This window comes from Microbacterium sp. MYb66 (assembly GCF_002979435.1).
Lineage (GTDB): Bacteria > Actinomycetota > Actinomycetes > Actinomycetales > Microbacteriaceae > Microbacterium.
The window spans coordinates 43,701-57,614 of sequence record NZ_PCOV01000007.1 but is presented as its reverse complement, the minus strand read 5'-3'; the positions used below and the strand labels follow the sequence as shown (position 1 = coordinate 57,614).

At 69.4% G+C, this 13,914-nt stretch carries 12 protein-coding genes and 1 pseudogene; 2 read left to right on the top strand and 11 right to left on the bottom strand.

What is annotated here, in order from left to right:
• Positions 1-57 precede the first annotated feature (57 nt).
• From CQ045_RS14090 to CQ045_RS14080, 3 genes are all read right to left on the bottom strand, one after another.
• A complete protein-coding gene (locus tag CQ045_RS14090; protein WP_105724769.1) occupies positions 58-729 on the bottom strand; it encodes a GPP34 family phosphoprotein in 672 nt (223 codons plus the stop codon).
• 131 nt (positions 730-860) lie between these two features.
• Complete coding sequence (locus CQ045_RS14085) at positions 861-1,511, bottom strand: MIP/aquaporin family protein (RefSeq protein ID WP_105724767.1); 651 nt, start codon at positions 1,509-1,511, stop codon at positions 861-863.
• A gap of 152 nt (positions 1,512-1,663) precedes the next feature.
• Entirely contained in the window at positions 1,664-3,277 is a 1,614-nt protein-coding gene (locus CQ045_RS14080; RefSeq protein ID WP_258131075.1) for an acyl-CoA dehydrogenase family protein, read from the bottom strand.
• A gap of 121 nt (positions 3,278-3,398) precedes the next feature.
• Here CQ045_RS14080 and CQ045_RS14075 point away from each other — a divergent pair.
• Positions 3,399-4,721, top strand: a pseudogene (locus CQ045_RS14075) (APC family permease); the annotation flags it as partial.
• A 367-nt stretch (positions 4,722-5,088) separates the two neighbouring features.
• Here the strand turns inward: CQ045_RS14075 and CQ045_RS14070 are convergent.
• From CQ045_RS14070 to CQ045_RS14040, 7 genes are all read right to left on the bottom strand, one after another.
• Complete coding sequence (locus CQ045_RS14070; protein ID WP_105724765.1) at positions 5,089-5,664, bottom strand: cysteine hydrolase family protein; 576 nt, start codon at positions 5,662-5,664, stop codon at positions 5,089-5,091.
• A 157-nt stretch (positions 5,665-5,821) separates the two neighbouring features.
• Positions 5,822-6,589, bottom strand: a complete 768-nt coding sequence (locus CQ045_RS14065; RefSeq protein ID WP_105724763.1) for an SDR family NAD(P)-dependent oxidoreductase — start codon at positions 6,587-6,589, stop codon at positions 5,822-5,824.
• The gene (locus tag CQ045_RS14060; protein ID WP_105724761.1) at positions 6,586-7,200 is read right to left on the bottom strand and encodes a nucleoside/nucleotide kinase family protein; all 615 of its coding nucleotides are present in this window, start codon (positions 7,198-7,200) and stop codon (positions 6,586-6,588) included. Before CQ045_RS14060 ends, CQ045_RS14065 begins: the two co-directional genes overlap by 4 nt.
• Before the next feature lie 94 nt (positions 7,201-7,294).
• Positions 7,295-8,302 carry a sugar ABC transporter substrate-binding protein gene (locus tag CQ045_RS14055; RefSeq protein WP_105724758.1) on the bottom strand — a complete coding sequence of 336 codons (1,008 nt, stop codon included), beginning with the start codon at positions 8,300-8,302 and terminating at the stop codon, positions 7,295-7,297.
• 55 nt (positions 8,303-8,357) lie between these two features.
• On the bottom strand, positions 8,358-9,395 hold the full coding sequence (locus CQ045_RS14050) for an ABC transporter permease (protein WP_258131074.1): 1,038 nt from the start codon (positions 9,393-9,395) through the stop codon (positions 8,358-8,360).
• Positions 9,392-10,891 (bottom strand): sugar ABC transporter ATP-binding protein, encoded by a 1,500-nt coding sequence (locus tag CQ045_RS14045; RefSeq protein ID WP_105724754.1) that lies wholly within the window; start codon positions 10,889-10,891, stop codon positions 9,392-9,394. The genes CQ045_RS14050 and CQ045_RS14045 overlap by 4 nt, the downstream gene beginning before the upstream one ends.
• Complete coding sequence (locus CQ045_RS14040) at positions 10,888-11,943, bottom strand: NAD(P)-dependent alcohol dehydrogenase (protein WP_105724752.1); 1,056 nt, start codon at positions 11,941-11,943, stop codon at positions 10,888-10,890. The genes CQ045_RS14045 and CQ045_RS14040 overlap by 4 nt, the downstream gene beginning before the upstream one ends.
• 220 nt (positions 11,944-12,163) lie before the next feature.
• Between CQ045_RS14040 and CQ045_RS14035 the strand changes: the two genes are divergently transcribed.
• Complete coding sequence (locus CQ045_RS14035) at positions 12,164-13,231, top strand: LacI family DNA-binding transcriptional regulator (protein ID WP_105724750.1); 1,068 nt, start codon at positions 12,164-12,166, stop codon at positions 13,229-13,231.
• 23 nt (positions 13,232-13,254) lie between these two features.
• Here CQ045_RS14035 and CQ045_RS14030 read toward each other — a convergent pair whose 3' ends face one another.
• Complete coding sequence (locus CQ045_RS14030) at positions 13,255-13,911, bottom strand: transaldolase family protein (protein ID WP_105724747.1); 657 nt, start codon at positions 13,909-13,911, stop codon at positions 13,255-13,257.
• Positions 13,912-13,914: the final 3 nt, after the last annotated feature.

Genomic DNA, 13,914 nt, shown 5'->3' with positions numbered 1-13,914 from the left:
CCGACCAGGCGACCGGGAAGATCGTGCTCACCACCGCCGACGCGGGAGCCTCCGAGCTCAGCCGACGGTCGCGGCGACGAACACCGGGGTCATGGCGACCATGAGGGCCGCAGCCACGGCGGCGTTCACGGCCTTCGCGACGGCGTCTCCCGCGGGCGAGCCGGCGGTCAGCTGCTCGATCCGCTTCTTGAGCTGACCGGACGAGGCGCCGTTCGACTCCTCACGCAGGATCGCGTGGGCCGCGTTCAGCCCCTGCAGCACGGACAGGAGCGTGAGGTCCGCTGAGGTCGGCGGCGTCGTCCCCGCGAGCACCGCGGCCAGGCGCGAGCGCAGCAGCGCCTCGGGTCCGGGGTCGGCCTCCGGCGTGCGCTCGGCGCCCAGCCCGAAGAAGCCGCGCTCCCCGCGCACGAGAACGCCCTGACCGACGAGCGAGGCGACGACATCGTCGAGCGGGTCGAGCTTCGAGCGCATCAGCAGCGACTGCAGGCGCTTGCCGCTGAGCGGGGCGAGCCGGGTCAACGACGCATCGAGCACCGGATGACCCGTCGGCTCCGCGGAGATGACCTGCACCGCGGGGTTCTTCTCCGCGGTCACCGTCACCCGGCCGTGCAGGGCGAGGTCGACGATCACGGCCGCGATCTCGCCGTACAGCCGGTGCACGCTCGCGGCGCTCTCGACACGTCCGTCGGACCGCAGGAGCAGCAGATGGAGTTCCTCGACGATCAGCATGACTCCACGCTACGGAGCCGCACGGTGTCGGGCATCCCCCGCACGACGGATTCGGACGACGGTCGCCGGATGCCGACGCAGAAGCGCCGCACCCTCCGGGGAGGATGCGGCGCTTCGAGAAGGCGGCAGCGTTACTCGGCTGCGGCGATCTTCTTGGCGTCGTCCGCATTGAGCACGCGGAACAGGATCGCGGCGATCACGCCGCCGACGACCGGGGCGACGATGTAGAGCCACAGCGAGCTCCATGCGAAGTGGCCGCTGACCGAGAGGCCCAGCGCCACGGCGGGGTTGAAGCCGCCGCCCGAGATCGAGCCGACGGTGGCCGCACCGACGAACACGGTCGCACCGATCGCGAGGCCGTAGAAGGAGTTTCCTGCGGTGTCCTTCGAGGTGGCGCTGTTGAGCACGACCCAGACGAGGATGAGCGTGAAGAGCGCCTCGACGAGGAATGCCGGGCCGACCTCGATGACCATGGCCTTGTCGCCGGCGGGCCACACGGCGAGCGCGACGAGTGCGGCCACCGCGCCACCGACGAACTGGGCGATGAGGTAGGCGATGAAGTCGACGACACTGAGGCCGCCGCGCAGGAAGACACCGACCGAGACGGCCGGGTTGAGGTGGGCGCCCGAGATGTGACCCGTCGAGTACACGAGCACCATCAGGGTGAAGCCGATCGCGAGGGGCGTCAGCGGGCTGCCGCTGTTCACCGCTGCGATGATCGCGAGGACGAAGAGGAAGGTGGCGATCGCCTCTGCGAGCGCCTTGCGTGCCGTACCGGTCATGAGAGACCCCTTATTCGTTGGGATTCGAGAGAGGGGAGCCACCCGCTTGCCCGCTCACTCCAGCCGGCGCACCCCTCGTGCGGCACCGACGCTATCGCTGGGCAGAGCGGAATATCAGGATGCCGCGCGGGATTTCTGTGAATCAGCTGAACCTAGGCGCGTGCGGCGATCGCGGCGATGTCGAGGCCTCTCGGGAGCGCACCGAACAGTCCGGCGACGCCGTCGAGGCGGGCGGCGATGAACCCCTCGGCCACCTCCGAGGGGGCGGTCCGCAGCAGCTGGGCCGCCGACAGCGTCAGGGCGAGCGCCTCGACGAGCCGCCGCGCCGAGGCATCCGGCGCCGGGTCTGCGGCGACCTCCGCGACCAGCGCCCTCGTGCGCTCCAGATGCGCATCGAAGCGCGGATCCGCCCCGCGAACGGACGAGACCTCGGCATCGAACGCCTCCAGCGACTCCGGCTCGCGGGCCATCGCCCGCAGCACGTCGAGCGCGATCACGTTTCCCGAGCCCTCCCAGATCGCCATCACGGGCTGCTCGCGGTACCGCATCTCGAGCGGCCAGTCGGTGGTGACGCCGTTGCCGCCGAGGCACTCCAGCGCCTCGGCAGCATGGCCCGGAGCGCGCTTGCACACCCAGTACTTCATGACCGCCGTCGCGAGTCGACGGAAGGCCGCCTCCTGCGCGGACGCGTCATCGTCGTAGGCGCGCGCCAGCCGCAGCGCGACCGCGGTGCCCGCCTCGACCTCGAGCTGCAGGTCGGCGATCACCGCCGTCATGGCGGGCTGATCGATCAGCGTGCGCCCGAAGGCCGCGCGATGACGGACATGCCAGCCGGCTTCGGCCACGCCCTGCCGCATTCCGGCGAGCGAGCCGAGCATCGAGTCGAGCCTCGTACGGGTCACCATGTCGATGATGGTGCGCACCCCGCGCCCCTCCTCGCCCACGAGCGTCGCCTCCGCCTGCTCGTACTCCACCTCGCTCGACGCGTTGGAGCGGTTGCCCAGCTTCTCCTTGAGCCGCTGGAACCGGAGCGCATTGCGCGTCCCGTCCTCGAGCAGACGCGGCATCAGGAAGCACGACAGCCCGCCCGGGGCCTGCGCGAGCACGAGGAACGCATCCGACATCGGCGCCGAGCAGAACCACTTGTGCCCCGTCAGTGCGTACCGCCCTCCGCCGAGCGGCGCGGCAGTCGTGGTGTTCGCCCGCACGTCGGAGCCGCCCTGCTTCTCGGTCATCGCCATGCCGAACAGCGCGCCGGGCTTCCCCGGGCGCAGTTCCGGATCATAGGCGCGAGACAGCAGCCGCGGCATCCACTCCTCCGCGAGCTGCGGATGCTGCGCGATCACGGGCACGGCGGAGTGCGTCATCGACATCGGACACGCATGCCCCGGCTCGATCTGCGCGTAGAGCATGAACGTGGCGGCTCTGGCCGCGCTCGCACCGGGGCGCGGGTCCGCGAACGCGGCCGTGTGGGCACCGTCGCCGACGGCCGCGGCGATCACGCGATGGTAAGCGGGGTCGTACTCGACCTCGTCGACGCGCTCACCCCAGCGGTCGTGCGTCCGCAGGACGGGTTCGTTCCGGTTCGCCCGCCGGGCGTCGTCCTGGAAGCCGGCCGATCCGACGCGGCGCCCGACGCCGTGCAGCGACTCGGCCGCCCACCCGGCCCCCTGGAGCCGCACGGCCTCGATCAGCGCGACGTTCGCCCCGTACTCGTCGACGTCGACGCGCGGCGGGACCTGGTTGAAGACGGTGTGCGTGCTCACGATGCTCCGGATCAAATCACGGATGCCGTCGCCGGGCAATGCTCGACCCGGTGCACGACCCACGCCGCACGTCGGTGTCAACCCCGTCGCCACCCCCTCGACTGCTCCGTATTCTGCAGGGATGACGACCGAGACCGCGCCCCGCGCCGAGAATCCGACCCGGCTGCGGAGGGCGATCACCGGCCCGCTGCTGTTCGCCTTCATCCTGGGCGACGTGCTCGGCGCGGGCATCTACGCGCTGATGGGCGTGCTCTCCGCGAAGGTCGGCGGAATGCTCTGGGCGCCGCTGCTCCTGGCCCTGTTGCTCGCCCTGCTCACCGCCGGCTCCTATGCGGAGCTCGTCACCAAGTACCCCAGGGCCGGAGGAGCCGCAGTCTTCGCCGAGCGCGCGTTCCACAGCCCGCTGATCTCGTTCCTGGTGGGCTTCAGCATGCTCGCGGCCGGAGTGACCAGCGCCGCCGGGCTCGCCATCGCCTTCTCCGGCGACTATCTGAGCACCTTCATCGACCTGCCGACGATCCCCGTCGCCATCGTCTTCCTCGCCATCGTCGGCCTCCTGAACGCCCGCGGCATCCGCGAGTCGATGGGGGCGAACCTCGTGATGACGGCGATCGAGCTCAGCGGCCTCGTGATCGTCATCGTCGTCGTCGCGGTGTTCGTCGGCGGCGGGGGCGGCGACGTCTCCCGCGTCACCGAGGTGCCGGAGGGCACCAGCGTCGCCGTCGCCGTGCTGTCCGGCGCGGTGATCGCGTACTACTCCTTCGTCGGCTTCGAAACGTCGGCGAACATGATCGAAGAGGTCAAGGATCCGCGCCGCACATACCCGCGCGCCCTCTTCGGAGCGCTCTTCACCGCCGGAGCCGTCTACGTCCTGGTGGGGCTGGCCAGCTCGATCGCGCTGCCAGCCGCAGAACTGCAGGAGTCGAGCGGTCCGCTGCTCGCGGTCGTCGAGGCCACCGGGGTCAGCATCCCGTCATGGCTGTTCAGCCTCATCGCCCTCATCGCCGTCGCGAACGGGGCCCTGCTGACCATGATCATGGTCAGCCGTCTGACCTACGGCATGGCCGAGCAGGGACTGCTTCCCGCCGCTCTCGGACGCGTGCTCCCGAAGCGGAAGACGCCGTGGGTGGCGATCCTCACCACCACTCTCGTCGCGATGGGCCTCACGCTCGTCGGCGACCTGGCCACCCTCGCGGAGACGGTGGTGCTGCTGCTCCTCGTCGTCTTCCTCAGCGTGAACGTGTCCGTCCTGGTGCTGCGCCGCGACCACGTCGAGCACGACCACTTCCGCGTGTGGACGTTCGTCCCGGTGCTCGGCGTCGCGTCGTGCATCCTGCTGCTCACCCAGCAGCGGCCGGTGGTCTGGCTCTTCGGAGCGATCCTGCTGGCGGTCGGCGGCGTCCTGTACGTGCTCGCACGGTGGGGACGCAAGTACGCCGAGAAGCGCGACGGCCACCCCGGCGACGGTCCCGCAGATGACGAGAACCGGCCCGACGGCGATCCCGTCGAAGACAAGAAGGAGAGAGCCATGACCACCCCAGATCGCACGCCCGCCGAGGAGATGACGAACGCCGACGAGATGACGAGCGCCGAGAAGCGTCACGATCAGCTGACCGCCGCACCGGATGCCACGGAGGCCGACGCCGCGCCCCGCATCGAGGTCAGCGAGCACGACGGCAACACGCGCATCGACATCGCCCCAGATGCTCCGGTCCGCCCCGGCGCCGGCCCCGGGATGCCCGAAGCCGACCCGGAGCACTGAGACCCTCGCACCCGTCTCCGGCATCCGCCCCGACGGGAGGGCGGCGCGATCAGGCGGCCGGCGCGCCGACCCTCCGCCCGGTCTGCGTGATCGTCGCGAAACCGCGGGCGGAGAGGATGCTCTCGGTGCGGCGCATGATGTCCGCACCGGAGACGGCGGCGAGCGCACCCTCCGCCGGGATGCCCGACGTCGTGGTGGCGTCCGTGACGAACTCGACCGTGTAGCCGAGGTCCGCGGCCACGCGCGCCGTCGTCTCGCAGCACTGCTCGGTGCGGATGCCGCAGATCACGACGCGGCGGACACCGGCCTCGCGCAGCCGTTCGTCGAGATCGGTCGAGGTGAAGGCGTTGATCGTGGTCTTCGTGACGGCGGCCTCGGTCTGCCGCGGGTCGAGTTCGTCGATCACGCGCACGAAGCCCGACTCCGGGTCGAACACTCCCCTGCTCCCCGGCTCGGAGTGGGTGATCCACACGACCGGATCGCCGACGTCGCGGGCATGCGCGACGAGGAGCGCGATGTTGTCGAGCACTGCGGGGTTCGCGGTCGCCGCCCAGTCGGCGGAACGCTGCCGGAAGGACTCCTGCGCGTCGATCACGAGCAGGGCGGTGTCGGAGGAGGTCGTCATGCGCTCATGGTGCCCGGCACGGACGCCAGGGACAAGGTGCCGCTCGGCCAACGACCGCACGGATCCGGACAGCCGGCTCGAGCCGACCGGATTCGGGGCGGGGCCGAAGAGCAGCGGATGCCGCCGGAACGGATCCCGACGGCATCCGCTCGTCCGCTCAGAACAGCGTGTAGCCGCCGTCGACGACGAGCACCGTGCCCGACATGAAGCTCGCCGCGTCCGAGGCGAGGAACACGACCGACGGGCTGACCTCGTCGGGTGTCGCGTAGCGCTGCTGAGCCGAGTCCTCGATCCAGAAGCGGCGGAACCGCGGCTCGTCGACCGGCGACATGTCCGTCTTGATGTATCCGGGAGCGACGGCGTTGACGCGCACGCCGGCCGGCGCCCACTCCGCCGCGAGCGACTTCGTGAGGTGGTGGACCGCGGCCTTGGAGGCGTTGTACGCGGGCTGGAACTGCGGGCGGTTGACGATCTGCGCCGAGATCGAGCCGACGTTCACGATCGAGCCGGAGCCGCGGGCGACCATGTGCCCGCCGACGGCCTGCGACATGCGCCACAGGGCCGTGAGGTTGGTGTCGATGACGTGCGACCACTCGTCGTCGGTGACCTCGAGCGCCGGGCGGTGGATGCACGCGCCGGCGTTGTTGATGAGGATGTCGAGGTGGCCGGCGGCCCCGATGGCTTCGGCGACGACGCGGTCGACGGAGTCGCGCTCGGTCAGGTCTCCGAGCACGATCCACGCGCGGCGTCCGCGGGCCTCGATCTCGGCCGCGACCTCCTTGGCCGCCTCCTCGTCGCGGCCGTGCACGACGATGTCGGCGCCGGCCTCGGCGAGGGCGCGGGCGAACTCGCGTCCCAGCCCTCGGGTGGCGCCGGTCACGAGGGCCGTGCGGTCGGTGAGGTCGAATGCATCCATGACGCTCATGCGTCTTCTCCTTCGGTCAGGGTGATGATCGCGTCCGCCCGGTGGCGGGTCGCGCGGATGAGGACGGCGTTGGGGCCGTCGACGTCGGAGGCCCAGCGCACGGCGTCGTCGTGCGTTCGGCCGAAGGACTCGTGGCGGGCGACGAGTCGGCGGAGTCGGAGGTCTTCCGGCACGTCGATGTACCAGACCTCGTCGAGCAGCGGGCGGACCCTCTCCCAGCCGTCGGAGTCGTGGAGCAGATAGTTGCCCTCGACGACGATCAGGCGGTCGCGGGCGGAGAGCGGGAGGGCACCGGCGACGGCGGCGTCGATGTCGCGATCGAAGCGGGGGGCGACCACGTCCTCCCCCGCGCGGAGGCGACCGAGCTGAGCGGCGAAGCCGTCGACGTCGAAGGTCGCTGGCGCTCCCTTCCGGTCGCGCAGGCCGAGCCGATCGAGGTGCTCGTTGGCGTAGTGGAACCCGTCCATCGGGAAGGCGGGCTCGCCGAGCGCCTCGGCGAGAGTGGACTTGCCGGCCCCGGGCGGGCCGACGATCCCCAGCAGGAAGGGGCGCCCGTCCTGGGCGAGCCGCCGCGCGCGGTCACGGGCGTCGGCGAGTGCGAGAGCGAGCATCGCGGGGTCTACCTTCCGGGGGGATGTGCGGGCATGCGTCGGGGGAACAGGCGGGCGCCTGCTCCCCCGACGTGGTGTCACTGGACCGGTGGCATCACTCGTCGAGGAGTCCGGCTTCCTTGTACAGGTCGATGTACTCCTGGACGTTCTCCTTCGTGATCAGCGGGTTGCCGATGTCGACGTTCACCTCGTCCTCCGCGCCCGTGAGCAGGTCGTGCACGGCCTTGAGGTTGAGCTGCGCCAGCTCGCGGGCGTTCTGCAGCGACGTCGCCGTCATCGTGCCGGCCTCGATCAGGAGCACGGCCTCCGGGGTGCCGTCGACGCCGTAGGCGAGGATGCCGTCGAAGCCGCCCTTGCCCTTCACGGCCTCGAGCGCGCCCGATGCCATGTTGTCGTTCATCGAGATGATCGCGTCGACGTCGGGGTTGGCGAGCGACCAGTCCTCCATGAGGGTCATGGCCTCGTCCTTGTTCCAGTTCGCGATGTCCTCCGCGACGATCTTCACGTCCGGACGCTTCTCGAAGAACTCGGCCTGCCACGCGTCGCGACGTGCGGTGCTGTGGAAGTTGCCCGCGGGGCCGTTGAGCACGACCACGTTCGCGTTCTCCGGGATCTCCTCGACCGCGAGCTCCGCGACGACCGCACCCTGCTTGTACGGGTCGGCGTCGACGGAGTTGCCGCCGGTGAGGTCCTCGACGCGGGGGTTGGTCGTGATGGTCACGATGCCCGCGTCGATCGCCTGCTGGATGTACGGCAGCTGGGCGTCGGCGTTGTTCGCCTGGATGATGATCGCGTCGAACCGGTTGGCGATCGCGTTCTCGATCATCTTGTTCTCGATCTCGTCGTCGGCCTGGCCGTCGAACACCTCGAGGGTGATGTCGTCGTAGTTTCCGGCTTCCGCCTTCATCTCGTTGGCGAGCCATGCCGCGAACGAGTCGGCCTGGGCACGGGCGATGTACGCGACGCGGTACTCGTCCTTGTCCTCGGATGCGCCGCCGCTGTCACCGGTCGGGTTCCCGGTGGTGACGGCGCAGCCGGCGAGACTGATCGCGGTGACGGCTGCGGCGCCGAGAGCGACGATCCTGCGGGTAAGACTCTTCATTGTCTTCTCCTGTTTTCTGTGTGTGTGGGTGAAGCGAGAGGGAATGGGAGGGGGGTCAGGATTTCACCCGACCGCCTCCCGGATCGGACGCGGAGGACCCGACGGGGAAGGGATCGCCCTTCGAGTCGGACTTGAGGATCGTGGTCTTCGCCTTGCCGCGCTTGCTGAAGACGTCGTAGGCGACGGCGACGACGATGATCGCGCCCATCACGATCTGCTGGATGTACGAGCCGATCCCGATGAGGTTCATGATGTTGCCGAGGATGCCGACGATGAGCGCACCGGCGAGGGTTCCCATCACCGTTCCGACACCGCCGGAGAAGCTCGTGCCACCGATGATCGGAGCGGTGATCGCCTGGAGCTCGTAGCCGACACCCGCGTTCGGGAGGCCGGCGTTGACGCGCGACATGAAGATGACACCGGCGATGCCGACCAGCGCTCCGTTGACGAGGAACGCCTGGTACTTCACGCGGGCGACGGAGATGCCGGCGGCGCGCGCCGCTTCCTCGTTGCCGCCGACGGCGTACACCGAGCGGCCGTAGCGGGTCTGGTTCATCAGGTACCAGATCACGATCGTGACGCCGATGAGCACCAGTACGGGGATCGGCAGCCAGCCGAGGTTGCCCTGGCCGATGAGGACGAAGTCGCCCAGCTGCAGCACGTTCTGCCCCTGGGTCAGCTCGAGCACCGCGCCGCGGGCCATGAGCATCATGCCGAGCGTGACGATGAACGCGGGTGTCTTCAGCGTCGCGACGAGGAAGGCGTTGACGAGGTTGCAGATCATGCCGATCGCGATGCCGGCGAGGATCGCGAGGAGCAGGTTGCCGCTGGACTTGTAGACCATGACCGACACGACGCCGGCGAAGGCCATCACCGCTCCGGCGGAGAGGTCGATCATGCCGCCGATGATCAGGGTCATCGCGCCGAACGCGAGGATCGTGATCACCGACACCTGGCGGAGCACGTTGAACAGGTTGTCCGAACTCAGGAAGTTCGGGCTCAGGAAGCTCGCCGCGACGATCACGATCAGAAGGATGATGTAGATCGAGAACCGGCTCACCTCGAGTCTCTTCAGGTTGGAGAGCATTTTCATGCCACCTCGATTTCATTCATGGCGTAGGTGAGGATGGTTTCCTGCGAGAACTGATCGGGTGTCAGTTCCGCGGTGAGACGTCCGGCCGACATCACGTAGATGCGGTCGCACATCCCGATGAGCTCGGGCAGCTCGGACGAGATCATGAGGATGCCGCGCCCCTGCTTGGCGAGCTCGGTCATGATCTTGTAGATCTCGAACTTCGCTCCGACGTCGATGCCGCGGGTGGGCTCGTCGAGGAGGAGGACCTTCGGGTCGGAGATCAGCCAGCGGGCGAGGAGCACCTTCTGCTGGTTGCCGCCGCTGAGGTTCGCGATGCGCGTCTGCAGGCTCGGCGCCTTGACGTTCAGCTTGTCGAAGTACTCGGTGACGAGCTTCTCCTCTTCGCGGCGCCGGGCGAAGCCGCCGTGGATCACCTTGCGCATGCTGGCGAGCGTGGCGTTCTTCATGATGCTGAGCTGCGGCACGATGCCGACCAGGCGGCGGTCTTCCGAGAGCATCGCGACACCGGCCTTGATGGCCTGGGTCGGGTTCTTGATCTTCACGGTGGCCGTGTCGACCTCGATCTCGCCCGCGTCGAGCTTGTCGAGCCCGAACACCGCGCGGATGACCTCGCTGCGACCGGCGCCGATGAGTCCGGCGAGTCCGACGATCTCCCCCGCCCGGATGTTCAGGTCGATGTTCTCGAACATGTGCGCGGAGGACAGCCCGGTGGCGCGGAAGACCGTATCGCCGATCTCGACCTGCTCCTTGGGGTACGACTGGTGGTCGAGGTCACGGCCGACCATCTGCGCGATGATCTGGCTGGAGCTGATCTCCTCGGTGGGCTGCGAGCTCACGACGGTGCCGTCGCGGAGCACGCTGACGTCGTCCGCGAGTTCGAAGACCTCGTCCATCTTGTGCGAGATGTAGATGATCGACTTGCCCCGGGCACGAAGGTCGCGGATCTTCGCGAAGAGCGATTCGACCTCCTTGTGCGCGATCGCCGACGTCGGCTCGTCCATGATCAGCACGTCGGCGCTGTGGTAGACGGCCCGCAGGATCTCCAGGGTCTGGATCTCCGAGACGGTGAGCGTTCCGAGCCGGCGGTTGATCGAGAAGTCCAGCCCTTCCTCGGCGAGGATGCGGCGGGCCTCGCTGCGGATGAACTTCCAGTCGATCTTGCCGAACTTCATCGGCAGCCGACCGAGGAAGAAGCTCTCCGCGATCGTCATGCCCGGCACGTAGTTGAGCTCCTGCGAGATCATCGCGATGCCGCGGGCGCGGGCGTCGATCGGGTTCTTGATCCGCACCTCCTCGCCGCGGACGCTGATGGTGCCGGCATCGGGCTGGTAGATCCCGTTGATGATCTTCATCAGCGTCGACTTGCCGGCGCCGTTCTCGCCGCAGAGCGCGTGGACGGTTCCCGGACGCACGTCGAACGAGACGTCGTCGAGCGCCTTCACACCGGGGAACGACTTCGAGATCCCCTGGACGGACAGCAGTGTGTCGCTCATGGCGCCTTCCTGACCTCTGGCTCGTCGACCCGACGCACGCGCGGCAGGACGATGCGCTTCAGCGAGTCGACCGATCCTTCGCCGGACAGCGCCTCTTCGACCTGCTCGATGCCGTACACGTGGGTGACGAGCGAGTCGAGCTCGACCTGGCCGGATTCGAGGAGCGCGCGGGCGATGGGCCAGGTGCCCGTGTACCGGAAGATCCCGGTCACGTTCAGCTCGCGCATCGCGACGTCGGGCACCGAGAGCGGGAACTCGTCGGCGCTGCCGACCAGGACCACGGTCCCCCCGGCACGGGTGGAGCGGATGCCGTTGACGATGGCGGGAGTCGCCCCGGAGGCGTCGATGAAGACGTTCGCCTCGAGCTCGACGGTCGACTCGGCGGCGGGGTCGACGACGCGCGCGCCGTAGGAGGCGGCGAGCTCGCGGCGGGCCGGGTTGATGTCGGCCACGACCACGTCGACGGCTCCGAACGCCTTGGCGACCTGGGCGGCGATGATGCCGATCGGTCCGCCGCCGGCGATGAGCACGGTGTCACCGACCTTGATGCCGCCCTTCTGGGCCGCGGCGATGCCGACGGAGAGCGGCTCCATGAGCGCTGCGGCATGGTCGCTGATCGAGTCCGGCACGTCGTAGGCGAAGTCGTCCTGGATGAGGACGTAGTCGCAGAACGCGCCGTCGATCGGCGGGGTCGCGTAGAACTCCATCTGCGGGCAGAGGTTGTAGTCGCCGGCGCGGCAGAAGTCGCAGCGACGGCACGGGCGCTGCGGCTCGACCGCCACGCGCCGACCGATCCGCGACGGGTCGACGTCGGCCCCCACGGCGACGATGCGACCGCTCACCTCGTGGCCGAGGATCAGCGGGCTGTCGACCACGTACGGACCGATGCGGCCGTGCTCGTAGTAGTGCACGTCCGAGCCGCAGACACCGACGCTCGCGACTTCGATGAGCACCTCGTCGGCGGCGGGCACCGGAACGGGACGCTCTTCCAGCACCAGGTCCTTCACCCCTCGCAGCACGCTGGCGGTCATCGTCGACGGGATCTCAGTCATGAGAATCCTCTCTCTCCTGTGAGAACGGGGTGGTGCGGAGCTTCGGGCTCCTGCGCCCGGAGCGCTTCGGGTCCAGCCGAGGGCTCGTGGTCGGTTGAATATTAGAACGTAAATGTAATGGCGTCAACACTGCTTCATCCATCCCTGTATTTCCAACGATTTGCGCGCGCCAGCGTTCGCGCTCTGGTACTTGAAACGTCAAATCCACTAGGCTGAGGAAATGACCAAGACGCCCGGAGCGCCGCCCCCGACGCTGACGAGCATCGCCCGGTCGCTCGGCCTGTCTCCGGCGACGATCTCGAACGTCTACAACCACCCCGAGCGCGTCAGCGACGACGTCAGGGAGCGTGTGCTCGCGACGGCCGATGCGGTGGGCTACGCCGGCCCGGATGCCGCGGCACGCCGTTTCCGCCGCGGCAAGTCCGAGACGATCGGCGTCGTCTTCACCGACGAGATGCCCTTCGCTCTCGCCGACCCCGCCTCCGTCGCGCTGCTCGCCGGCCTCTCGACGACGCTGCAGGAGGCGCGACTCAACCTGCTGCTCCTCCCCACCGGCCCCCCGGTCGATGAGTCGCGGGTGTCGAACGTGATGGGCGCCGTCGTCGACGGCTTCGTCTTCTACTCGGTCCCCGAGGGCGACCCCCACCTGAACGCCGCGCTGCGCCGCCGTCTGCCGACCGTCGTCGTCGACGAACCGCGTGACGACCTCGCCGCCGACTGGGTCGGCCTCGACGATCGCGCCGCCGCCGCGGAGCTCGGGGAGCACCTGGCCCGCCTCGGCCACCGAAAGGTCGGCGTCATCACCTCGCGACTGGGGCGCGCACGCTACAACGGTCCCGCCGACGAGGAGCGCTGGACCCGGGCGGTCTACTCCGTCCAGCGCAACCGGATCGCCGGTCTCCGCGACGGTCTGGGCGGCGTGCCCATCGTCGTGGAGGAGCGGTTCGAGAACGCCGTCGAGTCCGGGGCCGCCGCACTCCAGGCGCTGCGACAGCGGCACCCCGACCTCACAGCGGTCTGCTGCTTCGGCGACGTGCTCGCGATCGGCGCGCTCGAGGCCGCGCGTCGCCAGGGGCTCAGCGTGCCGGGCGATCTCACGATCACCGGCTTCGACGACATCCCCGAGGCAGGACGCGTCGGTCTCACCACGGTGAGCCAGCCGCTGGTCGAGAAGGGGCGCATCGCCGGCGAGCTGCTGCTCAGTCATGCGCTGGCCGTGACGCCGCGCCGTCGATTCCTGCCGACCTCGCTCGAGGTCAGGGCGACGAGCGGTCCGCCGCGCGCCTGACGGCATCGAGCACGTCCCCGCGCTCATAGCGGCACCGCCGGGGTGCGTGTGCTCGCGGCGACGAGTGCCTCGAACTCCGCGCTGGCCGCGAGGGTGAGCTCATCCTCGAAGAGCGCGCGGGCGATGGCGGGTGCGAGGGTGAGGTCGTGTGCGCCGGCCGCCGCCACGGCGGCGACCTGGTCGGACGAGCGCAGGCTCGCGGCGAGGATCCGCACGCTCGGCGCACTGCGGGCGATCGCGGCGACGAGCGCGATGCCATCGCGGCCGTTCTCGCTCGTCCTGCCCACGTAGGGCGCGATCTCCTGCGCTCCCGCGGCCGCCGCGAGAAGCGCCTGCGCGGGATGGTAGACGGCGGTGACGAGCACCTCACGCCCGGCATCCGTCAGCTCACGGGCCACGGCGAGCGCCGGCTCGGTGGCGACGAGCTTGATCACGACGTCGTCGCCGAGATCGGCGATCCGCTGCGCGGTCGCACGCAGCTCCTCCACCGTCGTCCCCGTTGCCTGCGCGTAGAAGCGGGTGACTCCCCCGGCACGCAGCCAGGCCGCCAGCTCGGGGAGGTCGTCGGCCGTGAGGCCGGCGCGGGCGAGGATCGTCGGGTTGGTGGTGACGCCGGCGAAGAGACCCGTCGCGAGGAGCGGAGCGAGCTGGTCGCGGTCTGCGCTGTCGATGTAGAGCATGGG

Coding starts and splice junctions, on each gene's coding strand:
- CQ045_RS14090 (WP_105724769.1), bottom strand. CDS start 729: ATGCTGATCGTCGAGGAACTCCATCTGCTGCTCCTGCGGTCCGACGGA.
- CQ045_RS14085 (WP_105724767.1), bottom strand. CDS start 1,511: ATGACCGGTACGGCACGCAAGGCGCTCGCAGAGGCGATCGCCACCTTC.
- CQ045_RS14070 (WP_105724765.1), bottom strand. CDS start 5,664: ATGACGACCTCCTCCGACACCGCCCTGCTCGTGATCGACGCGCAGGAG.
- CQ045_RS14065 (WP_105724763.1), bottom strand. CDS start 6,589: ATGAGCGTCATGGATGCATTCGACCTCACCGACCGCACGGCCCTCGTG.
- CQ045_RS14060 (WP_105724761.1), bottom strand. CDS start 7,200: ATGCTCGCTCTCGCACTCGCCGACGCCCGTGACCGCGCGCGGCGGCTC.
- CQ045_RS14055 (WP_105724758.1), bottom strand. CDS start 8,302: ATGAAGAGTCTTACCCGCAGGATCGTCGCTCTCGGCGCCGCAGCCGTC.
- CQ045_RS14050 (WP_258131074.1), bottom strand. CDS start 9,395: ATGAAAATGCTCTCCAACCTGAAGAGACTCGAGGTGAGCCGGTTCTCG.
- CQ045_RS14045 (WP_105724754.1), bottom strand. CDS start 10,891: ATGAGCGACACACTGCTGTCCGTCCAGGGGATCTCGAAGTCGTTCCCC.
- CQ045_RS14040 (WP_105724752.1), bottom strand. CDS start 11,943: ATGACTGAGATCCCGTCGACGATGACCGCCAGCGTGCTGCGAGGGGTG.
- CQ045_RS14035 (WP_105724750.1), top strand. CDS start 12,164: ATGACCAAGACGCCCGGAGCGCCGCCCCCGACGCTGACGAGCATCGCC.
- CQ045_RS14030 (WP_105724747.1), bottom strand. CDS start 13,911: ATGCTCTACATCGACAGCGCAGACCGCGACCAGCTCGCTCCGCTCCTC.